19 protein-coding genes are annotated in these 23,325 nt (G+C 60.0%); 10 read left to right on the plus strand and 9 right to left on the minus strand.

Features of this window, described 5'->3' with window-relative positions; translation table 11 throughout:
• Window positions 1–22 precede the first annotated feature (22 nt).
• The gene (locus tag J3P73_RS00400; RefSeq protein WP_130774107.1) at window positions 23–2,047 is read right to left on the minus strand and encodes a hypothetical protein; all 2,025 of its coding nucleotides are present in this window, start codon (window positions 2,045–2,047) and stop codon (window positions 23–25) included.
• Between the two features lie 145 nt (window positions 2,048–2,192).
• Complete coding sequence (locus J3P73_RS00405) at window positions 2,193–3,140, minus strand: hypothetical protein (protein ID WP_018068705.1); 948 nt, start codon at window positions 3,138–3,140, stop codon at window positions 2,193–2,195.
• A gap of 836 nt (window positions 3,141–3,976) precedes the next feature.
• Here J3P73_RS00405 and J3P73_RS00410 point away from each other — a divergent pair.
• Window positions 3,977–4,759, plus strand: a complete 783-nt coding sequence (locus J3P73_RS00410; protein WP_024323129.1) for a helix-turn-helix transcriptional regulator — start codon at window positions 3,977–3,979, stop codon at window positions 4,757–4,759.
• 15 nt (window positions 4,760–4,774) lie between these two features.
• Here J3P73_RS00410 and J3P73_RS00415 read toward each other — a convergent pair whose 3' ends face one another.
• Complete coding sequence (locus J3P73_RS00415; RefSeq protein ID WP_130665322.1) at window positions 4,775–5,095, minus strand: hypothetical protein; 321 nt, start codon at window positions 5,093–5,095, stop codon at window positions 4,775–4,777.
• 385 nt (window positions 5,096–5,480) lie between these two features.
• Between J3P73_RS00415 and J3P73_RS00420 the strand changes: the two genes are divergently transcribed.
• Genes J3P73_RS00420 through J3P73_RS00440 form a run of 5 tightly spaced genes read left to right on the plus strand, consistent with a single transcriptional unit; the run spans window position 5,481 to window position 10,885 of the window.
• Window positions 5,481–6,503, plus strand: a complete 1,023-nt coding sequence (locus J3P73_RS00420; protein ID WP_018483131.1) for a UDP-glucuronic acid decarboxylase family protein — start codon at window positions 5,481–5,483, stop codon at window positions 6,501–6,503.
• Between the two features lies 1 nt (window position 6,504).
• Window positions 6,505–7,488 (plus strand): UDP-glucose 4-epimerase GalE, encoded by a 984-nt coding sequence (gene galE / locus J3P73_RS00425; RefSeq protein WP_130662554.1) that lies wholly within the window; start codon window positions 6,505–6,507, stop codon window positions 7,486–7,488.
• Complete coding sequence (locus J3P73_RS00430; RefSeq protein WP_130771999.1) at window positions 7,485–9,353, plus strand: glycosyltransferase family 2 protein; 1,869 nt, start codon at window positions 7,485–7,487, stop codon at window positions 9,351–9,353. The genes galE and J3P73_RS00430 overlap by 4 nt, the downstream gene beginning before the upstream one ends.
• A gap of 37 nt (window positions 9,354–9,390) precedes the next feature.
• Window positions 9,391–9,912, plus strand: a complete 522-nt coding sequence (locus J3P73_RS00435; protein ID WP_130662556.1) for a DUF995 domain-containing protein — start codon at window positions 9,391–9,393, stop codon at window positions 9,910–9,912.
• A gap of 4 nt (window positions 9,913–9,916) precedes the next feature.
• Complete coding sequence (locus tag J3P73_RS00440) at window positions 9,917–10,885, plus strand: glycoside hydrolase family 26 protein (RefSeq protein ID WP_018068698.1); 969 nt, start codon at window positions 9,917–9,919, stop codon at window positions 10,883–10,885.
• A 76-nt stretch (window positions 10,886–10,961) separates the two neighbouring features.
• Here J3P73_RS00440 and J3P73_RS00445 read toward each other — a convergent pair whose 3' ends face one another.
• Window positions 10,962–12,248 (minus strand): ABC transporter substrate-binding protein, encoded by a 1,287-nt coding sequence (locus J3P73_RS00445; protein ID WP_130772001.1) that lies wholly within the window; start codon window positions 12,246–12,248, stop codon window positions 10,962–10,964.
• Between the two features lie 144 nt (window positions 12,249–12,392).
• On the opposite strand from J3P73_RS00445, the gene J3P73_RS00450 reads away from it, so the two are divergent.
• The 3 genes from J3P73_RS00450 (at window position 12,393) to J3P73_RS00460 (ending at window position 16,406) form a co-directional block, all read left to right on the plus strand.
• A complete protein-coding gene (locus tag J3P73_RS00450) occupies window positions 12,393–13,412 on the plus strand; it encodes a LacI family DNA-binding transcriptional regulator (protein ID WP_130772003.1) in 1,020 nt (339 codons plus the stop codon).
• Between the two features lie 130 nt (window positions 13,413–13,542).
• Window positions 13,543–15,399 carry a DUF2264 domain-containing protein gene (locus J3P73_RS00455; protein ID WP_207579732.1) on the plus strand — a complete coding sequence of 619 codons (1,857 nt, stop codon included), beginning with the start codon at window positions 13,543–13,545 and terminating at the stop codon, window positions 15,397–15,399.
• A complete protein-coding gene (locus J3P73_RS00460) occupies window positions 15,396–16,406 on the plus strand; it encodes a hydroxyacid dehydrogenase (protein ID WP_207579733.1) in 1,011 nt (336 codons plus the stop codon). The genes J3P73_RS00455 and J3P73_RS00460 overlap by 4 nt, the downstream gene beginning before the upstream one ends.
• Window positions 16,407–16,434: 28 nt before the next feature.
• Here the strand turns inward: J3P73_RS00460 and J3P73_RS00465 are convergent, their stop codons facing one another.
• From J3P73_RS00465 to J3P73_RS00485, 5 genes are all read right to left on the minus strand, one after another.
• On the minus strand, window positions 16,435–17,712 hold the full coding sequence (locus tag J3P73_RS00465) for a Gfo/Idh/MocA family protein (RefSeq protein WP_075225758.1): 1,278 nt from the start codon (window positions 17,710–17,712) through the stop codon (window positions 16,435–16,437).
• A 154-nt stretch (window positions 17,713–17,866) separates the two neighbouring features.
• Window positions 17,867–18,691, minus strand: a complete 825-nt coding sequence (locus J3P73_RS00470) for a sugar phosphate isomerase/epimerase family protein (protein WP_024323120.1) — start codon at window positions 18,689–18,691, stop codon at window positions 17,867–17,869.
• A gap of 24 nt (window positions 18,692–18,715) precedes the next feature.
• Complete coding sequence (locus tag J3P73_RS00475) at window positions 18,716–19,879, minus strand: dihydrodipicolinate synthase family protein (protein WP_024323119.1); 1,164 nt, start codon at window positions 19,877–19,879, stop codon at window positions 18,716–18,718.
• A gap of 3 nt (window positions 19,880–19,882) precedes the next feature.
• A complete protein-coding gene (locus J3P73_RS00480; protein WP_018483119.1) occupies window positions 19,883–21,031 on the minus strand; it encodes a Gfo/Idh/MocA family protein in 1,149 nt (382 codons plus the stop codon).
• 131 nt (window positions 21,032–21,162) lie between these two features.
• The gene (locus J3P73_RS00485) at window positions 21,163–21,840 is read right to left on the minus strand and encodes a TetR/AcrR family transcriptional regulator (RefSeq protein WP_018483118.1); all 678 of its coding nucleotides are present in this window, start codon (window positions 21,838–21,840) and stop codon (window positions 21,163–21,165) included.
• 197 nt (window positions 21,841–22,037) lie between these two features.
• Here J3P73_RS00485 and J3P73_RS00490 point away from each other — a divergent pair, with 197 nt between their 5' ends.
• On the plus strand, window positions 22,038–23,324 hold the full coding sequence (locus J3P73_RS00490) for an ABC transporter substrate-binding protein (protein ID WP_018483117.1): 1,287 nt from the start codon (window positions 22,038–22,040) through the stop codon (window positions 23,322–23,324).
• Window position 23,325: the final 1 nt, after the last annotated feature.

Consider the following 23,325-nt stretch of genomic DNA (forward strand, 5'->3'; position numbering starts at 1 on the left):
GGTTCCTCCGCAATACTCAAGGTCACGCGACCATGGCTTGCATTACGTCGGCGGGGTGCGCCGACGACCATGAAAAATCATGCCCGGCATTTATGACGCCGTCCGCAGAATCGCTGCCCCCCGGATCGTCGTTATCGAGAAAGGCAATGACTTCGTTGGCGAGCCTGTCGTCGGCCGGCTGCGGCTCGGTCGTGTCATGCTCCACCAGCCCGCCCTGAATGAGGATGGCGTCTGAATAGAGCTGGCCTGCCAGATAGGTCGTCTGGCCGAAACTGTCGTAGTCGACGATCTCGGCGATGTTGATGACAGCATTGCTGCCTGTGTCGATCGTTACCGTTGCATCGGGATTGATGTCGAGGATGGCCGATGCCGCCTGAGTCACATCATCGGAATCGCCGAAAATGCTGACCTGCTTTATGATCGTCATGTCGTAGAGATTGCCGGTGATGTAGAGCACATTGAGACCGGCATATCCCTGGAAATTCACGTCGAACGACAGCCCTTCGGGCATATTGGGATCGCGGTCTTCGATCGCCTTCTGCGTCTCGACAATATAGTCCGGCATGGCCGCGAATGGGCTGTCCGTTCCGACATTGTGGATTGAGGCGAAATTCCAGATCAGGTTGTTGCCCGTCTGTATGTCGGCGCCGTCTTCGGCCCGCACCCAGTCATTGTCGTAGAGCAGCGAGATCTGCGTGATGCTGTTGATGTCGAGCACGTTGCCGCCGATGATCACCAGATCATACTGCATGCCCATCCCGAAAAAGGAGGAGAAGTTGATGGAGGTATTGCCGCCCGTCAGAACCGTGGTTTCGGATCCGGAGGTGGTGACCGTCATCGTGTCGTTGTCGCTGACGAAGTGATATTGCTCGATCCACTGTACAACGGAGACGTCGCCGTCGATGACGCTAACGCGCCAGCTGCTCGGGAACGTCGGCTCGGCAGCATCGGTGTCGGCGTGGCTCGATGCTTCGAAGGTGCTGTGTTCGAAGAGGGCGATATTCTTGGCGACCGTTCCCGCCTCCTCGGCCGAATGGCCGGATGCGTGCAGCGCCGAGGCGAATTCATCGTGATCGCTGTAGACAAAGGTCTGGGAGATCGCGTCGACCTGGTGGTAGTTGCCCATCACCGCGGTGACCGAGGCGATGACGCCGGTATTGATCACTGAGGCGACGTTGACAAGGAGATTTGCACCGGCGGTCACATCAAGGCTGTTGCCAGTCGGGTCGGTCTGCTCGACGGATGTATTGTTGTCGTAGGGTTCTTCCTGGAGCTTGGCGAGACCACGGTCGGGCAGGAAGTCGTCGAGGACAGGTATATCGGTCTCGGCCTTGCCGTTGACGTAGACGGTGTCGTTGACCTCGGGGTCGACGCGGACGAAATTATGCGTCGCGTCGGTGCCGAGCGAAGCTGTGCCGCTGTCCTCTGTGTTCTGGGCATTCTGAATATAGCTTTCGAGATCCTCGGCGATCTTCAGCGCGCCATCATAGGTGTCGGTTCGGTGGAGGCTCGCAAAAGGCGTGAAGATCTCGGCCTTGGTGCTGAAGTCCGCGAGCTGCTCGATGACGAAACTCGTGTCTCGCGGTGCATGGACGCTGCTCGTCATATCGAGATAATCGTCGTCGTAGAGGACGTTGACCTGGATGGCATGACTGATCGCCGAGCCAGGCCCGGCAAAGACGGTCAGTTCCGGCTCATCCGTGAGCACGATATCCGTAGGATCGCCGAAATGCGGTAACGGGATATCCTTTGCGGCAATCGCCGCCAGCTTCTCGAGACTGTCTTCGGAGACGCGACCTAAATGGCGTGCCGGACCATACTCGATATCGTAACTGCCGCTTTTGTAAATGACACCCGGATCATAGTCCTTGAGCTGAAGATCGGAAGAGAAGGCAGCGGTATAGGCATCCTGATCCGGCAGAGCGGGTCCATCCGCGCCCGGTCCTGCGCCTTCAGCATAGTTGGTGCGCAACCTCATCTCGTCGGTCGTCATCTCGAAGAGACCGATGAAGTGCGCAATGATTTCCGAAATCTTCTCGATATGCATCGTTCGGCCCTCCCATTCGAAATGACGATCGGCCTTGCGGGTGCCCCCTCGTTGGGCGCCGTGGTGTGGTCGTCAAACCGTTTTCAAGCAGTCAAACTGCACCGGCCGGGCCGGTGCAGTTCGTCTTGGTCGTTGGAGGTCCGTGTCAGGTGCTGGTATCCTCGCCGACGTCGGAGACATGAGAATTGCCGCCGATGACGCTGGAGTCGATTGTGTTGCTGAGCAGGTTCGCACCCTGAACAAGCTCGAGATGGAAGCCGGAATTGGCAAGGATTGCCGAAGCGTCGGCCGTGCTCGAGCCATTGGCATCGTCGCCAGCCTTGAGATCCCAGCCCTTGCCGTCCATCTCCATGCCTTCGGCACTATCGGCGTGGCCGCCATCGGCCTTCAGATGGTTCTCGGCCCCGCCATTGTCCATCTTGATGTTCCAGGCCTGGTCCTGGTCGGCCAGATGGTTCGCCTGGACGGCGCTGAAGCCGCTGTCGTTGCCCGCGCCGGACAGCGAATTGTTGAGGATGCTGTCAACGTCGAGAGTGAAAGAGAAGTCGTCGCCGAGGTTGAAGGTGAGGTCGTGGCCGGCAACGCCGAGGTTGTCGAAGTCCTTGACGTCTTCGATGACGGCGAAGTCGGTATCCGTCTTGTTGAAGCTGTCGGAGGTGTTGTTGCTGTCGGAGACCGTCTTGGTATCCGTATCCGTAATGGTCTTGATGTCGGTGTCTGTCACCGTCTTCGTGTCGGTGTCCGTGATCGTCTTGGTGTCGGTGTCGTTGTCGCTGTACGACTTGCTGTCATAGCTCCAGTCGTAATCGGTTTTGGTGTCGGTATCGGTGATCGTCGTGGTCTTGGTGCTCGTATCGTCGTCGGACTTGTTGCTCCAGTCATATTCGTTGTCGCGGTTGTCGCCATTATTGGCGGAGAGCTCGGCCTTGACGTCCACATCTACACTGTTGTCGGTATTGTCGCGATTGTCCCCATTGGCGACGCCGCCAACATAACCGGTCGAATCGTCTTCGATTTCAGTCGAATTGATAGCGCTGTTGGCAAAGCCGTCGGCAAGCGCCCCGACCTTGGTGATTTCGGTTTCGTCAGACACTGGAGTCCTCCAGAAAAAAACCGGAGCAGCTTTTCGAAATCCCTCTCATCTCAAATGGGATTTTACTCGCGCTCGCTCCGATGCGGTTAACATCGGCAGATGTATTCGATACGTGTCATCTGCAGCTTCATCGCGATTTGTTGATCAAATCGTTGGTATTGGGAACGTACGCACTCAGTACAAGGCCGCACATATCCGGCTCCTCATCCTGAGAAGGATAAGGAGTATTCAGGCTTAATTTTCGTTTGGGTTGCCCTAAATGGAGGCCATGTATCAAAACGCAAAACAATACACGGATTTTCCATGTCGCCACTTGGGTGACGATCACAGACTGCTGGAAAAAATGCGGATCCGATAGATACCAATTCGGGCTAAGGCGGATCTGCCATGCCTGGCTAGCCCTGGGTAGCCCCTGTCGCCGGAGCGCTAAGATCTCTTCGGCGGGAGGGTTGGCGGGCAACGAGAATCCGGGGCTCCCGGCATTCGCTGCCGGGTTGAGGGGAATCTCTTCCCCGTCCTATATCCGGCCACCCAGCATGACGAAAGTATGACAATTTGTACTGAAATATTACATTAAGCTGATTATCTATAGTCAGAGCAAATATAGCCTTGAAGTATCTATCGCAATGAAAATACAACCAAGGCTTTGTATCGTATCGTTTTTCGTCCGCTAAAACTAATCACTTTGGGCCATTTCCTTCCTTCTCAATCCGTATTAACATAATTAAGAAATGTCTAAAAAATAAGGCGATGACATCCGGGATCGACATTTCATACTATCCAATACCCGCCATCGCTCCACGTTTGAGTAAAGTGTAACGCTAGGGGAGGCGTATATGTTCATGACAGGGTCTGGAATGGAGAATGCGGACCAAGGAAGGAAGTTAAGTCAGTCTGGAGATACTATACTAGTGGTAGCCAAGGCGGATCTGTTTTCAGAATGCATGGTAGAAGCACTGGCAAAGAAATTTCCGAACTGTGAAGTAGCAAGCATAACGAGCACAAAGCCAATGCTGGAAAAAGATACCAGCGATATGAAGCTTGTTTTATTCTATCATATACCCGGCCCCGAGCTTCATGAAGCGCTGCAGGCTGCCCGCGAAAACCACCCTGAAACCTCGATCGGACTTGTCGTCGAAGCGATCGACATGCTCGAGCCCTATGTCAGCCGGCTGGTAGAGGCAAGGATCATCGATGGTGTCCTGCCGCTCAATCTCCGGCTCGACGTCTTCATGGCCGCTGTGGATCTGCTGATGAAGGGCGGCGAACATTTTCCGTCAGCACTTCTCAACCGTCTCAACAACAAGAACGCCCAGCTGGAACCTTCGCTCTATCAGACAAAATCGGTCGATGCGGCCCGCAACAATGCGCTCAAGCTGAGACGCGACAGTATCTCCGCTTTGACCACCCGGGAGGTTCAGATCCTGGATCTCATCTGCAAGGGGACGCAAAACAAGATCATCGCCGACAAGCTGCATCTTTCCGAAAACACCGTGAAGGTTCACGTCCGCAACATCTACAAGAAGATGAACGTCCGAAACCGCACGGAAGCGGCATCCCGCTTCTTCAATGAGCATCCCGCTGGCGAAGACGACATGTCCGGCCGGTGGCGCAATTGATGTAGCGCTATTGTTTCAGATAGAAGGACGCGCAAAGCAGCGCGACTTCTGTCCGAAGCCGCTTGGAGAGCAGATATAAGGCGCTGAGCCGTGATAGGCGACAGCGCGGGCCGTTACCCCGGCCGGGCGCTCGGCGTGATTTTCCGGATAGGCGTAGGCCTTCGAGACGCGCGGCGCCTCGACCATGACGATATTCTTTTTCGCGACGACCGCGATATCGTCGTCAACAACCGCGCAGGCCGTTGGTCCGATCGCCACAAGCGTCGTTCCCCCGACGAACATCGCCAAGCGAAGACACCAGCCTTTCAGCTGCGCTGCATCTTGTTTTTTCAACATAGCCCAAACCCCTCGCATATGGCGCTTCCGGATGCAAGACCGGCCGTGCCGTTGAGCTCCGCCGATCTCCCGACTTCCCTCGTATATTAGCTGCATTGAGTGAAGCTTGAGAGGCGGATGAGGCGTATTGGTCGTAAAGCGTTGAAAGTGATTAATCATTTGTTACTTTAAAGTATACTTGCGTAATTATTTTGGATGGCGGGAATTTTTCAAGTTGACCTTGCTAACATTCGTTGTATTATTTTAATAGTAATTCGGTATCCGGAGAGTAACTACAAAGTTATTCATGTGTGGACGCTCAGTTTTATGAATATCCAGAGCGGGTAACGGAGGCAAGCAGTGCATAAATAAAACAAAAGACTAAATACCTGGGAAGGAGTTTGTAATGCGTAGTTTCGTTCCCAACGAAGGCTATTCTAAAGTGTCAGGCATACCGGTGCTCCAAGGGCGACGCACCGTTCTTGTGAATGGCGGGGGCGGCTTCCTCGGTTCACATCTCTGCGAAAGGCTCCTGCAGCGCGGCCACAGCGTCACATGCCTCGATAATTTTTCGACCGGCCGCCGTGCGAATGTCGCTCATCTTGCTTCGAACACCCGCTTCCGCATCGTCGAGCACGATGTTAGGCAGCCCTTCGATATCGATGCGTCGCTCATCTTCAATTTCGCCTCCCCCGCCTCTCCGCCCGATTATCAGCGGGATCCTGTGGGAACGCTGCTCACCAACGTGCTTGGCGCCGTCAATACCCTTGATTGCGCGCGAAAGACCGGTGCGATCGTCGTCCAGTCGTCGACGTCGGAAGTCTATGGCGACCCGACTCAGAGCCCGCAGCACGAATCCTATTGCGGCAATGTCAACCCGATCGGACCGCGCGGCTGTTACGACGAAGGCAAGCGCAGCGCCGAAACGCTGTTCTTCGATTACCATAGGACTTACGGTGTCGACATCAAGGTCGGCCGCATCTTCAATACCTACGGACCGCGCATGCGCCTGGACGACGGGCGGGTGGTTTCCAATTTTATCGTTCAGGCCCTGCGCAATGCCGACCTGACGATCTATGGCGATGGTCAGCAGACCCGTTCTTTCTGCTATGTCGACGACCTCATTGAGGGTTTCCTACGTTTTTCGGCTGCCGGCAGCGCCTGCAACGGTCCGATCAACCTCGGCAACCCAGCCGAAATGACCGTTCGACGTCTGGCGGAAATCATTCGAGACCTGACGAACTCGCGTTCCCGGATCGTCCACCTGCCTGCGGTCACCGACGACCCTCGTCAGCGGCGGCCGGATATTTCCCGGGCCATGGCCGATCTTGGCTGGAAGCCTCGCATCGGGCTCGAAGCTGGCCTGGCTCGCACCGTCGAATATTTCGACGGACTGCTGGCCGGCACAGAGAAGGCGGAGGTCGTATGAGATGCCCCGCTACATTCTCGTTACCGGCGGCGCCGGTTTCATAGGCAGTCATATCTGCAAAGCGTTGTCGCGCGCCGGCATGATCCCCGTCACCTACGACAATCTCTCGACGGGACATGCCGACAGCGTCCGCTGGGGCCCGCTCATCCGGGCAGAGCTTGCCGACGCCGCCACGTTGCGCCGGACCCTTGCAGAGTTTTCGCCCGATTGCGTCATCCATTGTGGTGCCAATGCCTATGTCGGCGAATCCGTCGACATGCCCAGGAAATACTACCGGAACAATGTCGTCGGCAGCCTGACGCTGCTCGAGGCCTGCCTCGATCAGGACATCGAGCGGATCGTCTTTTCGAGCAGCTGCGCCACCTATGGCATTCCCGCCTCGCTGCCGATTCGGGAGGAAAGCCCACAGCACCCGATCAATCCCTATGGGCGCACCAAGCTGATCTTCGAGATGGCGCTTGAGGATTTTGCCGCTGCCTATGGTATCCGCTTTGCCGCGCTGCGTTATTTCAATGCGGCCGGCGCCGATCCCGATGGCGAGCTTGCCGAGCGCCATCACCCCGAGACCCATCTCATCCCTCGCGCTCTTCTTGCCGCCGCCGGCAGGCTGGAGCGGCTCGATATCTTCGGCACCGATTATGCGACAGAGGATGGAACCTGTGTTCGCGATTATGTTCATGTCAGCGATCTCGCCCAGGCGCATCTCGCCGCCGTCAATCACCTGATGGCGGGCGGCGGCTCGCTCAGCGTCAATCTCGGCTCTGGCCGGGGCACTTCGGTACGCGAGATTCTCGAGGCGATCTATCGCGCGAGCGGCCGTGAAGTCCCCGTGAATTATCGCGCCCGCCGTGCCGGCGATCCGCCGATCCTCTTTGCCAATACCGCAAGGGCGAAGGCGGAGCTCGGTTTCTCGCCAGTTTTGTCGGACATCGATACGATCATCCGCACCGCCGGCCCCACCTTCGGACTGGAGGTGACGGCATGAGCGACGCTCTGCAAGTCGGTCACAGCGTCAGGACGGCGAAGGCCGCCGCGGCTGATGCATTCGATCCTGTTTTCACCGGCTGGAACCGCGTCGCCTATGGCTTCGGCATCCTCTGCTGGCTGGCAGCACTCGGTTATTTCTGGATCTGGTGGTGCCAGTCTGCCCATATCATTTCCTGGGCCGCCTTCGTGCTTATCACCCTCGTGCTTGCCTGGATCACGCTCGTGCCGGCCTATTTCATCCTGATCTTCTTGGATGCGAGGACGGTCAATCCTGCGGCACGGCTGCCGGAAGGGCGGGTGGCAATGGTCGTCACCAAGGCGCCGTCCGAACCCTTTGCCGTCGTTCGCGCCACGCTTCAGGCGATGCTCGACCAGACCGGCGTCGATTTCGATGTCTGGCTGGCCGACGAGGACCCTTCGGAGGAAACCACGCGCTGGTGTGCGGCGCACGGTGTGCTGATCTCCACCCGAAAGGGCGTGGCGGAGTATCATCGCACCACCTGGCCGCGTCGGACGCGTTGCAAGGAAGGCAACCTTGCCTATTTCTACGACCATTTCGGCTATGCGCGCTATGACTTCGTCGCCCAGTTCGATGCCGACCATGTACCGACGCCAACCTACCTCCGTGAAGTCCTGCGCCCCTTTGCAGATCCCGAGATCGGCTATGTCTCCGCTCCCAGCATCTGCGATGCCAATGCCGGCGCAAGCTGGGCGGCGCGCGGCAGGCTCTATGCCGAGGCAAGCCTGCACGGTTCGCTGCAGACCGGTTACAACAATGGCTGGGCGCCGCTGTGCATCGGTTCCCATTATGCGGTTCGCACATCAGCCCTTCGCCAGATCGGTGGCCTCGGCCCAGAACTTGCGGAAGACCATTCGACAACGCTGATGATGAATGCCGGCGGCTGGCGTGGCGTGCATGCCGTCGATGCGATCGCTCATGGCGACGGACCAGCGAACTTCACTGATCTCGTCGTCCAGGAATTCCAGTGGTCGCGCAGCCTCGTCACGATCCTGCTGCAACATTCCCGCCGTTACATCATGCACCTGCCCTGGAGACTGAGATTTCAGTTCGTGTTCTCGCAGCTGTGGTATCCGCTCTTCTCCGCCTTCATGGCCGTGATGTTCCTGCTGCCGGTTGCCGCCTTGATGACGGGCCAAGTCTTCGTCAATGTGACCTATCCGGATTTCCTGCTGCATTTTGTGCCGATATCGGTCGTGCTGACGCTGTTTGCCTTCTTCTGGCGGGCCACGGGAACCTTCAGGCCGCACGATGCGAAACTGTTCGGCTGGGAAGGGCTTGCTTTTATCTTCCTGCGCTGGCCGTGGTCGCTTGCCGGCAGCCTCGCCGCGCTTCGCGACTATATCTGTGGCTCTTTCGTCGATTTCCGCATCACGCCGAAGGGAAGGCAGCAGCAGCGGTCTTTGCCGTTGCGCGTCATCGCGCCCTATATAGGGCTCGCCGGACTGTGCGCAGCCGCCGTGGCACTGGCCAGTGAGGCCGCGGCCGCTCAGGGCTTTTATGTTTTCGCTGCGATAAATCTTTCGATCTATCTGTCGCTGACAGTGCTGATCGTCATTCGCCATGCAATCGAGAACGATCTGCCGCGGCTGCCGCAATCACGCGGGCTGTGGCTTGCGACAGCCATGGGGCTTGCGATTTGCATCACCGGCGGCATGCAGGCGGGCAGCCATGGTCTGCGCAGCCTCGAGGCCCTTTCCCACGGCCAGACGTTCATCAGTTTCAGCCAATCACAGTTTGCCGTGGCCGGTGCCGGTGTCGGCGGTGGCAAGACCAGGATCGTGAAGTTCCGCCTCAGATGGAATGGGTTCGGAAGCACGGGACGGGACGAACAAGGTGTCTGAGCCGGCGGAACCGGCAAGTGTCGAGTAGGAGGATGTAATGAGTATCGGATCGAGACTATACGGAGCGGCGCTCGCTCTCAGCCTGTGCCTGCCAATGGCGGCACATGGCGCAGAGGTCGCCAAAACGAAAGCGCCAACGCCGGTCAGCGCCTATGAGCTCTATCGTATCTACGGCGACAAGACCTGGACCTGGAACACCGGCGGCGGCCGTTTCTTCGATGACGGCCGGCGGTTCGTCGCCTGGAGCAATGACAAGGGGAAGCCGTCCTTCGCCGAAGGCAGATGGGTGGTCGACGATCTCGGTCAGCTCTGCATGCGTGCCACCTGGACGAATGCCGAGGGTGCGGCCCGCGCCAGCACCTGTTTCGGTCACCGCAAGATCGGCAACACGATCTATCAGCGGCGCCAGCCGGACGGCAAGTGGTACGTCTTCCGCCATGCATCGGTGCTCCCGGATGACGAGTTCGGCAAGCTCGTTCCCATGGATACGGTGAGCGCGAAGGCGCGCGAACTGAAGCAGGTCCTGCTGAGCCAGGAAATAGCCCGAAAAGGAGGGTGAAGCCATGAAGAAGCTAATGAAAAACAACCTCTCGACCACCGCGATTGCGTTGCTGCTGTTGTGTGTCGCGGATCTGCCGGGCCGGAGCGAAGTGCAATATGCGGGTATTGCCCCAAACCCGGCGGCGGCCGTGCAGGCGATCATCGACAAGCGCCCCGTCGTTCATGCCGACGGCATCAAGTTCGGGGCCTACGATCCGCACGGCGATTTCGGCGCGCAGGCGAATGTCGCGACCGAAGCCCTGTTCCTGCCGTGGGAGGACGTCGACCTGGAAACCTTGCGGGTCGCCGATGCCTATGCGCTGGCGAGAGGCCGCAACCTGCTGATCACTGTGGAGCCGTGGTCCTGGGACGTCGACTGGCGGCTAACCTCCGCTCAACTTCGCGCCAAGGTTCTGCGCGGTGATTACGATGTCAACATGCGTTCGATCGCGCACATGATATCCGAGCTGAAAAGCCCGGTGATCGTCCGCTGGGGACAGGAGATGGAGGATAAGTCAGGGCGGTTTTCATGGTCTGGCTGGAGCCCGCAGGACTATATCACAGCCTACAAGCGGATGATGGACATCGTTCGTAAGGAGGCGCCCGGCACAGAGCTCATGTGGTCGCCGAAGGGAGAGCCTGGCCTTCAGGCCTACTATCCCGGCGACGATTATGTCGATCTCGTCGGGCTCTCGGTCTTCGGCCTGCAGCGCTACGACGAGCTTGCCTACAAGGAGCACCGGACGTTCTCGGAAGCACTGAAGCAGGGCTATGATCTCGTCGCCGGCTACGGAAAGCCGATCTGGGTGGCGGAGCTCGGCTATGAAGGCGGCGACGCCTATATCAGGCCGTGGATCGAAACTGCCACATTGAAGCAGAGCGCCTTCCCGAATCTGCAGGAGGTCGTCTATTTCAACGACCAGGATGTGCATGCATGGCCGTTCGATCTTGGCCGGCCGGACTGGCGCGTGGTCGAAAACCTGGGCAACTGATGGTCCGGAAAACAGAGGCTTGAAACGGAGAGGCCCGCCGGGGTGTTGCGGGCCTCTCCTCGTGTCGGGCGACCGATCATCCCTTGATCGTTGCCTTACCCTCTTCGATGAGCCGGGTCGCCGCATCGGCGGGCGAAATCCGTTCGAAGGCGAGTTCGTCACAAAGCGGGCGCAGCACGCGCTGGTCGAATTGGGTTGCTCCCATCGGCACCGGCGGCGGATACTCGCCGACCTGATCCTTGAGCAGGTTCACGTATTTGACCGTTTCCTGCTCCGTCGGGTTGAGCTGTGGCAGGATGGCTTCGCGCACGGTAGGCGACATTGGCACGCCGCGTTCCACACCGAGAATCTTGCCGGCTTCGGGATCGTTGACAAAGAAGCTGATGAACTTCGCAGCAGCTTCGCCCTGCTTGGTCGTAGCGCCCACACTCCAGATCAGTGCCGGACGGTAATAATGGCCGGATGGGCCGCCCTTCTTTTCACGCGGCAGCATGGTGATGCCAAGCTTGTTCTTGATGATCAGCTGATAGCCGATCATCTGGTTTGAATAGGCCATGCCGATCACCGATTTGCCGAGACCAAGGCAATTGGTGTCGATCGTGTTCTGATCGAGCGTCTGCACGTCGGCAGCAACGGTGCCGCCCGCCTTACGCAGTTTCTCCCAGTAGTCGAACCATTCCCTGGCATCGTCGGCCGTGAAGCCGAGCCCAACGCTTTCCCTCGCAAAGAGGCTATTGCCGCGCTGGCGCAGCCAGGCATCGAACACGTAGGCGTAGCGCGCCGCATAGGGGCCGCCGCCCTTGCCGGAAGACTTGGCGAGTTCAACGGCGAGCTTGGCATACTCATCCCAGGTGAGATCGGGCGTCGGCAGCGGGATGCCCGCCTTTTCGAATTCGACGGTGTCGAAAAACATCGAGAAGGAGTTGAGGCCGAGGCCAACACCATAGAGCTTGCCGTCAATGGTGGTCAGTTTCAGCATGTCGGCGCCGAAGGACTTAACGTCCAGCGTGGAAGGGACGAATTCATCGAGCGGCAGGCAGGCGCCGCGCTTCGAATAGTCTGAGATTGTTCCTGGCTCGAGTTGGAAGATGTCGGCGATCGAGCGGCCGGCCATCTGCGTTGCGAGCTTCGTCCAGTAGCCGTCGCCCGACAGCGATTCTCCGACGAGAGTGACGCCAGGCGTCTTCGACTGATAAAGCTTGGCAACATCGAGCGTGCGCTTGGCGCGGTCGTTGGACCCCCACCACATGGCACGCAGCTGCGCGTCTTCCGCAAAGGCCGGAATGGCGCTTCCGGCGCCGAGGGCGAGACCGGCGGCCGCACCGGCTGAACCCATCAGAAATGAACGGCGATTGACCTGCATGATGATCCTCCTTGTCCCAACTGCCCGCTGCCATCCTCCAACGGCATTAGCGAGCACTTCGGCAAACAGATTACGCAAAAAAAATATTATTGCAAGAAGCAACCATTTTCTTGCAAATTTGCATGACTTGCATAATGTTTGCCTATGAACGACCAAAAGATCAGACGGCCGCGTCAGGCCGATATAGCCACATTGGCCGGCGTTTCCGTTTCCACGGTGTCGCGCGTGCTCGCCAACGAACCTGGTATCAGCGAAACCGTCCGTCGCCAGATATTGAAGGTGGCAGCTGAGAACGGCTATCCCGTCAAACCGGCGTCCGAAGCCGTTGCCGGCGGGCTGGCGTTGATTGCCAGCGACGGCGTCACCGGCACCCTCAGCGTTTTCTATGAAGCCATCGTCGACGGCCTGCGCGCCGGCGCTGCGGAAGCGGGCATGCCCTTCGATGTCCGGCTGGTCCGCGAGGATCGTATCACGCCGGATGCTGTGCGCGACTATATGCAGACGGCGGGGGCTGAAGGTCTCTTTCTCGTCGGCATCGATCCGAACGAGACGTTGCGCGGCTGGTTGCAAGGGACCATGACACCGACCGTTCTTGTCAACGGCACTGATCCGAGGATGCAGTTCGATGGCGTTTCGCCGGCTAATTTCTTTGGCGCCTACGAGGCGACCAGCCGATTGACAAGGGCCGGCCATCGCCGAATCCTGCATTTGAGCGGTTCGCACCGCCATACGATCCGGGAACGCGTGCGCGGATTCGAGGCGGCGATCGCCGCCGTCCCCGGCGCCGAGGGCCGTCTCTTGTCCCTGACCCTCGACGGTAGCGCCAGCCGGGAGGCGCATGACCGCACCGCCGCGGCACTTGCTGAGGATGCCGCTTTTACCGCCGCCTTCTGTATGAATGATTTCATCGCCGTCGGCGTGCTCGAGGCCGTCACCGAGGCGGGCCTGCGTGTGCCGGAGGATTTCGCGATTGTCGGTTTCGACGATCTGCCCTGCGCGCTGATGACAAGTCCGCAGCTTTCCACCATGCGCGTCGACCGCGCTGCCCTCGGGCGCGAGGCCGTTTCCCTGATGCTGTCCCGTTTCCGCAACAGGACAGCCTCTGCCCGCCACATCTGCCAGGCGGTCGTTCCCATTCCGGGAGGGACTGTTCCGAACGCCTAGAACAGGATGATTTTAGGCCAAGTCGGCCTAAAATCTGAATCCTGTTCTAAAATAAAGAGTTAGAGCATGATATCGTCCGAAACCGCTCACATTTTTCGGCATCATGCTCTAGAACCCGTGAGTGATACCGATGCCCTATGATCCCGCCAGCGCCAACCCGCTCGCCGGCAATCCGCTGGAAAGTCGCGCCGATATGAGCCGCGCCCTGCTTGCGCTCTTCGATCCGCTGCTTGCCTGTTTCTCGAAGGGTAATGCCCGCGTCACCCTCAATGGCGGCGCCGCCCATTTCGACCGGGCGGCGGCCGATCTCGAAGGCTTCGCCCGCCCGCTCTGGGGATTGGCGCCGCTTGGCGCCGGCAATGGCGACTTCGCCTATTGGCATCGTTTTGCCGAAGGCCTCGCAAACGGCACCGATCCCGCCAATCCCGAATATTGGGGAACGGTCAACGGCCGCGATCAGCGGATGGTCGAGCTTGCCGCTCTCGGTTTTGCCTTGGCGCTGGTGCCCGAAAAGATCTGGGAGCCGCTCGATGCGCGCGCCCGCGGCAATGTCGTCGCCTATCTCAAGCATGCCCGGCAGTTCGATTATGCCGACAACAATTGGAAATTCTTCCGGATCTTCGTCGATATCGCGCTCGATCGTCTCGGCGCGGATTTCGACCGCAGCCTGACGCGGCAATATCTTGAGGAACTCGAAGGCTTTTATATCGGCGACGGCTGGTATCGCGACGGAAACGTGCGCCGTATCGACCACTACATTCCCTTCGCCATGCATTTCTATGGCCTGATCTATTCGAAGCTCGTCGACGACGACTATGCAAAGCGCTACCGCGAGCGCGCGGTCCTCTTCGCCCGGGATTTCCGCCACTGGTTTGCCGCTGACGGGGCGACGATCCCCTTCGGCCGCAGCCTGACCTATCGCTTTGCCTGCGCCGGCTTCTGGTCGGCGCTCGCCTTCGCCGATGTCGAGGCTCTGCCCTGGGGCGAAGTCAAGCATCTCTGCCTGCAGCATCTGCGCTGGTGGAGGGACAAGCCGATTGCCGATCGCGACGGCGTGCTGTCGATCGGTTTCGGCTATCCGAACCTGCTGATGTCGGAGAGCTACAATTCCGCCGGCTCGCCCTACTGGGCCTTCAAGGCCTTTCTGCCGCTGGCGATCCCCGATGATCATCCGTTCTGGACGGCGAAGGAAAAAGTGCCGGAGCAGGCACCTAACATCATCCCCCAGCGTCATCCCGGCATGGTGATCATGCGGGCGGGCGGCGATGTCGTGGCGCTGTCTTCCGGTCAGGAAAACCTGCAGATGCGGTGCGGCACGGAAAAATATGCGAAGTTCGCTTATTCCGCCCGCTACGGCTTCAGCGTCGAGGCCGATGAGCGCGCCTTCGCGCTTGCCGCCTTCGATTCAGCGCTTGCCTTCAGCGATGACGGCCTGCACTACCGCGTGCGCGAAACGAACGAGGAAGCCAAGCTCGCAGGCGACGTGCTTTATGCGAAATGGTCGCCTTTTGCCGATGTCGACGTCGAGACCTGGCTCGTGCCCGCCGCTCCCTGGCATATCCGCCTCCACCGGATCAGGACAAGCCGGCCGCTGCGGATTGCCGAAGGCGGATTTGCCATCGGCCGCCGGGATTTCGAGCTGGATACGCTGTCCGCCTCGGCTGGGGTTGCCTATGCGATCGGCGAAGCCGATTTCACCGGCATTCTCGATCTCGGCTCTTCGGCCAAACGTTCGGGTCTCGTCCAGAAGGCAATGCCCAACACCAATGTGATCGTCGCAAAAACCCTGGTGCCGCAACTGCGCGGGCAGATTCCGGCCGGTGAAACAATCCTGGTGACGGCGGTGCTCGCACTTGACGATCCCGCTGCCGTCTCGTCTGTCTGGACGATCCCGCCGAAAGCGCCTGACCTTGCAGCGCTGGAGGCCCTGGTGAGGGAAAAGGGCGTGACGGTCAGCGCCATTGAGGCGCCGGGACAGATGCCATGAGCCAGCCGGCCATTGTCCTTGCCATGCAACCGTCGCGCACGCAGCATGTCCTGCCGGATGAGGTCCTGCGCCGGCTGAGCGGCATCGGTCGCTTGCTGGATTCCAAGCCGCTACAGCGCTTCGACGACGAGCGCGCGAGGGGTCTGCTGGCCCAAGCCGAAATCCTGATCACCGGCTGGGGCGGGCCTTATGTCGGGCCTGAAATCCCCGCCGCGGCGCCGCATCTTAAGCTCATCGTCCATGCGGCGGGCACGGTAAAGGGCGTCATCGACGACGCCATCTTCGAAGCCGGTATCCCGGTCAGCCATTCGGCCGAGGCAAATGCCGTACCGGTGGCCGAATTCACGCTGGCGGCGATCATTTTCGCCGGCAAGCGGGTCTTCCGTTTTCGCGATCTCTACGTCGCCGATCGCAACCGCAATCGAACCCATCCGATGCAGCGCGAAGCGATCGGAAATTACCGCCGCACCGTCGGCATCGTCGGCGCGTCGCGCATTGGCCGGCGCGTCATCGAGCTCCTGAAACCCTTTGACTATAGATTGCTGCTCGCCGACCCGACGCTTGATGCCGCCGAGGCAGCTGGCCTCGGAACGGAAAAGGTCGATCTCGACGAATTGATGCGGCAAGCGGAAATCGTTTCCCTGCATGCGCCGTCGCTGCCGTCGACACGGCATATGATCGATGCGCGAAGGCTGTCGCTGATGAAGGACGGCGCGACGCTCATCAACACGGCGCGCGGCATTCTCATCGATGAGGCCGCCCTGCTTTCGGCGCTGAAGACCGGCCGCATCGACGCGGTCCTCGATGTCACCGATCCGGAGATCCCGGAGGCGGGCTCTGCTTTCTACGATCTGCCGAATGTCTTTCTGACACCGCATATCGCCGGCGCCATCGGGCTGGAACGGGCGCGCCTTGGCGAGATGGCGGTGGACGAGATAGAGCGCTTCGTGACCGGCCAGCCGCTGCTCTACCAGATCCACCGGGCAAATCTCGAAAACATCGCCTGAGGCGCGTCGAGCGGCTCAGGCGATGATATCAGCGCGACGCTCTAAGCGAATTCGGCGAACCGTCATCGGCAAGTTCGGGCATGAGATCGGCAATGTTGACCACCTTGCCGGTGCGCGAGCTCTCCAGCGCGGCAATACCGCAAAGCACGGACATGGCGCCCGCCCGCGTGCCGGCGCGCTGGGCGAGCCTGTCTTCCGTATCGGGCTTGAAGATCATGTTGCGCATCCGGTCGTCGCCGCCGTAATGGCCGCCGGTGAAATGCGGAACGACGATGCGCTCCACAGCCTCCTTGCCGTTCGGGAAATTGCGGATGAGGAGGATCGTGTCCTCCTTCGGCTCTTCCCAGGGCTGGGCCTCATATTGGCGAAGCTCGATGCGCCCTTTGGTGCCGTTGAAGGCAAGGTGATGGCCCTCGATCGGCTGGAAGGTGTTCAGCGAATAGGAGACATGGACGTTGTTGCGGTAACGGAGGGACACCACCATCGTGTCGGGAATGTCGATGTCCTCGCGGAAGACGCAGCCGTCTCGGAAGTAGCCGTCGATCTTCGAAGGATCCTCGTAAAGCGAATCAAGGAAGGGATCGGCCTCGAGATCGAGGTAGTAGTCGCATTCATGCGCGTGCGGACAGAGCTTGCAGCGCGGGCCGCGGAACGGGCCCTTGCGGCCGTAATTCTGCAGGTCGGCGAAGGAGGTGACGGCATCGGGATCGCTGTCGAGGTACCAATTCAACAGATCGAAATGATGCGTTGCCTTGTGGACGAACAGACTGCCGGAATTTTCCGTATAGGCATGCCAGCGGCGGAAATAATCCGCGCCGTGCTTGGTGTTCAGATACCAATGAAAATCGACTGACGTAACCCGGCCGATCTCGCCGGCATTCAGCAATTCCTTGATCTTCGCAGCCGTCGGCGCGTAGCGATAGTTGAAGGACACGTCGACCCGGCGACCAGTGCGCTTTTCGGCATCCAGAATCCGGCGAATCTTTTCGACCGAGGTCGTCATTGGCTTTTCGGTAATGACGTCGATACCGGACTCCAGCGCCCGCACGACGATATCGTCATGCGTATGGTCGGGCGTACAGACGATGACCAGATCCGGCTTCTGCTCATTGAGCATCGAATCGATGTTTTCGTAGAGCGGCGCATTGCTGCCGATCATGTTGCGGGCGCGTTCGCCGCGCAGCGAATTCTTCTCGACGATCGCGGTCAGGTCGACATGCTCGCGCCAGCCGGCAAGCAGATCCTTGCCCCACATGGTGGTGCCGCGGTTTCCCGTACCAATCAGGGCAAAACGGCGTTTCTCCATCGAATGATCCTCCTGCATGCGTGATGAAACAAATACTGAAAATCAGGCCTAAAGCGCGTCGCGATCTTTCAGATTCGCTTGGCCAGCGCTTTAGGTCTTTGGTTTTTCGCATGTCATGATCGCAAAACCGCTGCACACTTTTGCGCGACATGCTTTAGCAGCAGCTCCTGAAGCGCTCGACGCAGGTGGCGATCACTTCGTCGGCCGGGCGTTTCCACCAGTTCTCGGCCGAAAAGATCTCCACCTCCTGCGCGCCGAAGAAACCGGCGGCCTCCACCATTCCTCTTATGCCTTTGAGGTCGATCACACCATCGCCCATCATGCCGCGGTCGAGCAGCATGTCCTTTGTCGGCACCAGCCAGTCGCAGATGTGATGGGCAAAGATGCGTTTCATGCGCCCGGCGCGGGCGATCTGGTTGGCAAGATCGGGATCCCACCAGACATGGTAGACATCGACCGCAACGCCGACATCCTCGCCGAGCTGCTCGCACATATCGAGCGCCTGACCGAGCGTGTTCACGCAGGCACGGTCGGCGGCATACATAGGATGCAGCGGTTCGATGGCGAGCTTCACGCCGGCAGCCTGCGCATGCGGCAAAACGGCGGCAATGCCGTCGAACACCATTCGGCGCGCTGCGACGATGTCCTTCGAGCTGCCCGGCAGACCGCCGACGACGAGCACGAGGCAATCGGCGGAAAACGCTGCCGCCTCGTCGATCGCCCGCCTGTTGTCGTCGAGGTTTTTCTGCCAGTCGGCATCGTTTGCCGCCGGGAAGAAGCCGCCGCGGCAAAGACCAGTCAGTTTGATACCGTTCGATTTGACGATCCGCACAGCCTCGTCGAGACCGGCCTTGGCGACCTGGTCGCGCCACGGCGCGATCGCGGTGATTCCGTGTTTCAGGCAGATGTCGACGGCTTGGGCAAAGCCGCATTGTTCGCGGATCGTCGCCAGATTGATCGAAAGTCCTTCGACCTGCATGTTATTCTCCTCCATCCGGTGTCTTCAGTTGACGCCGTGGACGGCGAGCACCTTCTGCATCCGGCTTGCGGCCAGTTCGGGATCGGCCAGAACCCGTGCCTTGTCGGCCAGGCGGAAGAGTTCGGCCAGATGCGTCAGCGATCGCGTGCTCTGCTGGCCGCCGACCATGACGAAATGGTCCTGCAGGCCGTTGAGATAGGCGAGGAAGACGACGCCGGTCTTGTAGAAGCGGGTCGGCGCCTTGAAGATGTGGCGCGACAGCGGCACGGTCGGCTCCAGCAGGTCGAAGAATTCATGATTGCTCTTGCGGCCGAGCGCTTCGAGGGCTGCCGAGGCTGCCGGCGCGATCGCATCGAAAATGCCGAGCAGCGCGTCGGAATGGCCTTCTTCGTCGCCGGCGATCAGTTCGGCATAGTTGAAATCGTCGCCGGTATACATGCGCACGCCTTTCGGCAGCCGGCGGCGCATCGCCACTTCCTTCTCCTTGGAGAGCAGCGAGATCTTGATGCCGTCGACCTTGTCGGCATGCGTCTCGATCACCTCGAGGCAGGTGGACATGGCCTTGATATGATCACCATTGCCCCAATAACCCTCGAGCGCCGGATCGAACATTTCGCCGAGCCAATGGATGATGACAGGTTCCTTGACCTGGCGGAGGATCCGGTCATAGACGCGGACATAGTCGTCCGGTCCTTTGGCAGCGGCGGCAAGCGCGCGGCTCGCCATCAGGATGATGCGGCCACCGGCCGCCTCCACGGTTTCGATCTGCTCCTCATAGGCCCTGAGGATCGTGTCGATAGTGACGTCGGGTCCCGGCGTCAAATGATCGGTGCCGGCGCCGCAGGCGATCAGTGCGTCCTTGCGGCCGGCCGCCTCACCGAGCGCCCGGCGGATGAGGTCGCGCGCTTCCGGCCAGCCGAGGCCCATGCCGCGCTGTGCCGTATCCATCGCTTCGGCAACGCCGAGGCCGAGATCCCAGAGCCGATGGCGGAAGGCGAGCGTCCGCTCCCAGTCGATCGCCGGCGTCAGCCACGGATCGTTGTCGGCGAGCGGATCGGCGACGACATGGGCGGCGGCAAAGGCGATGCGCGGAAAGGCCTTGGCGTCGCGCTTGGCGAGTGCGATCGGCGTGCCGGTCAGCGTGTAGGGGGCGATCTTGCCGTCAAGAGGGAGATTGATCGTCGTCACGGCTCAGAACTCCAGTGCGGGAACATCGAGCCAGCGGCGCTCGGCCCAGGATTTCAGGCCGAGTTCGGCAAGCTGCACGCCCTTGGCGCCGGCTTCCAGGCCATAGGGCCACGGCGCATCTTCGACAACATGGCGGATGAACATTTCCCACTGCGCCTTGAAGCCGTTGTCGAAGGCCTGCGTGTCCGGAACCTCGTCCCAGGTCTTGTAGAAGTCGATCGTCTGCGGCTGGTCCGGATTCCACACCGGCTTCGGCGTGTTGACGCGGTGCTGGCTCCAGCATTTCGTCAGGCCGGCGACGGCCGAACCATGCGTGCCGTCGACCTGGAATGTGACGAGGTCGTCGCGGCGGACGCGAACGGCCCAGGAGGAATTGATCTGCGCGATCGCGCCGCCTTCGAGCTCGAAGGTCGCATAGGCAGCATCGTCGGTGTCGCAATCATAGGGCTTGCCCTGCTCGTCGATGCGCCGGCCTATATGGGTGGCGCCGAGGCAGGAGACAGCCTTGACCTCCCCGAACAGATTGTCGAGCACGTAGCGCCAGTGGCAGAGCATGTCGAGAATGATGCCGCCGCCGTCGCCCTTGCGATAGTTCCAGGAGGGCCGCTGGGCGGGCACGCCCCAATCGCCTTCGAAAACCCAGTAGCCGAATTCGCCGCGCACCGAGAGGATCTTGCCGAAGAAGCCGGAATCCCTCAGCAGCGCCAGCTTGCGCAGGCCGGGCAGGAAGAGCTTGTCCTGCACGACGCCATGTTTGAGGCCGGAGCCGCGCGCCTTGCGGGCAAGGTCGAGTGCCACCTGCAGATCGTCGGAAATCGGCTTTTCGCAATAGACATGTTTGCCGGCATCGAGCGCCTTGGACAGCAGCTCGGCGCGCATCAGCGTCGTGCCGGCGTCGAAGAAGATCGTGTCGTCGGGATTGGCGAGAGCGGCATCGAGATCGGTCGACCAGCGCTTGATGCCATGCTTCTTCGCCAGCTCTTCCATCTTGGCGCCGTTGCGGCCGACGATGATCGGGTCGATCTCGAGTTTCTCGCCCGATTTCAGCGTGATGCCGCCCTGGTCGCGGAAGCCGAGGATAGAACGCACCAGATGCTGATTGTAACCCATGCGGCCGGTGACGCCGTGCAAGATGATCCCCAAGCGTGCCATTTTTTCCTCCCAGCAATCTTTTGCGGCGGGAGCGGGCATCCTGGCCCGGCCCTCCCAAGCCGGTAACTAAACAGTTACTTGATGGCAGAAGAGCGGCGCGGCTGTCAATAGTCAAATCCGATTTTCGAGATTCAGCGCTTGATCGAGGCGAGCGTGACGTGGACGATATGCCTTTCCCAGGCATTGAGATGGGTCGGTTCGATCAGGTCGCGGCCGAAGATCGTCGACAGCGTGTACTGGTTAGACAGGTAGAAATAACCGAGCGAGGCGATCGTCAGGTAGACATGCAGGGGATCAGCGGTCTCGATGAAGACGCCCTGCTTCTTTCCTTGCTCGAGCACGTCCGAAAGCTCGCCGATCAGATGCGAATGCAGTTCCTTGAGCCGGACGGACTGGCGCAGCCAGCGGGCGCGATGCAGATTTTCCGTGCCGAGCAGGCTGAGGAATTCCGGATGCTGGAGAAAATAACGCCAGGTGAAGAGCGCCAGTTCGCCGATGCCTTCCTCCGGGCTGCGGTCGCCGATATGAAGCGCGCGCTCGGCGGTGCGGATGCCGACATAGGCTTCTTCGAGCACTTTGAGGTAGAGCTGCTCCTTGTCGCCGAAATAATGATAGAGCATGCGCTTGTTGGTGCCGGCGCGCTCGGCGATGGCGTCGACACGAGCCCCGCCCATGCCGTTTTCGGCGAATTCCCGGGTTGCCGCATCGAGGATCGCAGCGCGTGTTCGCTCTGGATCGCGTTGGGCCGTCCGCTCCGCGACCGGGCGTCGAGACCTTTTCTTTTCCCCATTCTCCCCGCTGTCGTTCATCTCTCCACCTCCGACTTCACATGTTGCGCTCATAAGCCTTCGGTGCGAAATTGTAAAAACCGAATTTGAAGGGCCCGCGTGCGACACCGCTTGACACGCTCGCCGCTTTGCCCGTAGCTTGTAACCAATTAGTTATTTATGCAAGGGTAACTAGGTTCGGAAGCGTGTGGAGGCGCTTCCCTTTGGAGGAGGAAAAAATGAGCCTACGTGTAAGCAGACGTAATTTCGTTGCGGGAGGAGCGACGCTTCTGTCGCTCTCGGCGCTGGGAACCAGCGCTTTGGCACAGGAAACGCGCCTGCGTCTCCTGTGGTGGGGCTCGCAGCCGCGCGCGGATCGCACCAACAAGGTATCGCAGCTCTATCAGACGAAGAAGCCGGGCACGTCGATCACCGGCGAATTCCTGGGCTGGGGCGACTACTGGCCGCGTCTTGCGACCCAGGTCGCCGGCCGCAACGCGCCCGATGTCATCCAGATGGACTATCGTTATATCGTCCAGTATGCGCGGCGCGGCGCGCTCGCACCGCTCGAATCCTATATGCCGGCCAAGCTCAACCTCGACGATTTCGACAAGGCGCAGATCGAAGGCGGCAGCGTCGACGGCCATCTCTATGGCGTCAGCCTCGGGGCGAATTCGGCGGCCACGGTCCTGAACACCACGGCCTTCAAGGAGGCCGGCGTCGATCTGCCGACCCAGGCAACCACCTGGGAAGAATTCGGCCGCATCGGTGCGGAGATCACCAAGGCAGGCAAACGCAAGGGCATGTTCGGCATGGCCGACGGCAGCGGCGGTGAACCGCTGTTCGAGAATTGGCTGCGTCAGCGCGGCAAGGCGCTTTATACCGCCGACGGCAAGATCGCCTTCGGCGTGGACGATGCCTCCGAATGGTACGACATGTGGGCCAAGTTCCGTGCGGCCGGCGCCTGCGTTCCTGCTGATGTCCAGGCCCTCGACAAGAACGATATCGAAACCAACACGGTATCGCTCGGCAAGTCGGCCGCTGGTTTTGCCCATTCCAACCAGTTCGTCGCCTATCAGGCAATGAACAAGGACAAGCTGGCGCTGACCAACTACATGCGCGTCAAGGCGGATTCGAAGGGCGGCCACTACCGCAAGCCTTCGATGTTCTTCTCGGTCTCCGCCCAGTCGAAAGCCGTGGACCTGGCCGTGGACTACGTCAATTTCTTCGTCAAGGACCCCGAGGCAGCGCTGCTTCTGGATGTCGAACGCGGCATTCCGGAATCGAGCGCCATGCGTGAGGTCGTCGCGGCGAAGCTCGACGAGAACGGCAAGGTTGCGCTCGCCTATGTCAGCGGCCTTGGCGAACTCGCCGGCAAATTGCCGCCGCCGCCGCCCGCCGGCGCCGGTGAAGGTGAGCTGACCTTGCGCAACATCGCCGAACAGGTGGCCTTCGGACAGGTATCACCTTCCGATGGCGGCAAGCAGCTTGTCGATGAAATCACGCAGATTCTCGCACGAGGCTGAT

Origin of the sequence: Rhizobium ruizarguesonis (assembly GCF_017357285.1) — a bacterium.
Classification (GTDB): domain Bacteria; phylum Pseudomonadota; class Alphaproteobacteria; order Rhizobiales; family Rhizobiaceae; genus Rhizobium; species Rhizobium ruizarguesonis.

What these genes read in the sequence shown, in the direction of transcription:
- J3P73_RS00400 (WP_130774107.1), bottom strand. Translation starts at nt 2,047, where the DNA reads ATGCATATCGAGAAGATTTCGGAAATCATTGCGCACTTCATCGGTCTC.
- J3P73_RS00410 (WP_024323129.1), top strand. Translation starts at nt 3,977, where the DNA reads ATGTTCATGACAGGGTCTGGAATGGAGAATGCGGACCAAGGAAGGAAG.
- J3P73_RS00415 (WP_130665322.1), bottom strand. Translation starts at nt 5,095, where the DNA reads ATGTTGAAAAAACAAGATGCAGCGCAGCTGAAAGGCTGGTGTCTTCGC.
- J3P73_RS00420 (WP_018483131.1), top strand. Translation starts at nt 5,481, where the DNA reads ATGCGTAGTTTCGTTCCCAACGAAGGCTATTCTAAAGTGTCAGGCATA.
- galE (WP_130662554.1), top strand. Translation starts at nt 6,505, where the DNA reads ATGCCCCGCTACATTCTCGTTACCGGCGGCGCCGGTTTCATAGGCAGT.
- J3P73_RS00430 (WP_130771999.1), top strand. Translation starts at nt 7,485, where the DNA reads ATGAGCGACGCTCTGCAAGTCGGTCACAGCGTCAGGACGGCGAAGGCC.
- J3P73_RS00435 (WP_130662556.1), top strand. Translation starts at nt 9,391, where the DNA reads ATGAGTATCGGATCGAGACTATACGGAGCGGCGCTCGCTCTCAGCCTG.
- J3P73_RS00440 (WP_018068698.1), top strand. Translation starts at nt 9,917, where the DNA reads ATGAAGAAGCTAATGAAAAACAACCTCTCGACCACCGCGATTGCGTTG.
- J3P73_RS00445 (WP_130772001.1), bottom strand. Translation starts at nt 12,248, where the DNA reads ATGCAGGTCAATCGCCGTTCATTTCTGATGGGTTCAGCCGGTGCGGCC.
- J3P73_RS00450 (WP_130772003.1), top strand. Translation starts at nt 12,393, where the DNA reads ATGAACGACCAAAAGATCAGACGGCCGCGTCAGGCCGATATAGCCACA.
- J3P73_RS00455 (WP_207579732.1), top strand. Translation starts at nt 13,543, where the DNA reads ATGCCCTATGATCCCGCCAGCGCCAACCCGCTCGCCGGCAATCCGCTG.
- J3P73_RS00460 (WP_207579733.1), top strand. Translation starts at nt 15,396, where the DNA reads ATGAGCCAGCCGGCCATTGTCCTTGCCATGCAACCGTCGCGCACGCAG.
- J3P73_RS00465 (WP_075225758.1), bottom strand. Translation starts at nt 17,712, where the DNA reads ATGGAGAAACGCCGTTTTGCCCTGATTGGTACGGGAAACCGCGGCACC.
- J3P73_RS00470 (WP_024323120.1), bottom strand. Translation starts at nt 18,691, where the DNA reads ATGCAGGTCGAAGGACTTTCGATCAATCTGGCGACGATCCGCGAACAA.
- J3P73_RS00480 (WP_018483119.1), bottom strand. Translation starts at nt 21,031, where the DNA reads ATGGCACGCTTGGGGATCATCTTGCACGGCGTCACCGGCCGCATGGGT.
- J3P73_RS00485 (WP_018483118.1), bottom strand. Translation starts at nt 21,840, where the DNA reads ATGAACGACAGCGGGGAGAATGGGGAAAAGAAAAGGTCTCGACGCCCG.
- J3P73_RS00490 (WP_018483117.1), top strand. Translation starts at nt 22,038, where the DNA reads ATGAGCCTACGTGTAAGCAGACGTAATTTCGTTGCGGGAGGAGCGACG.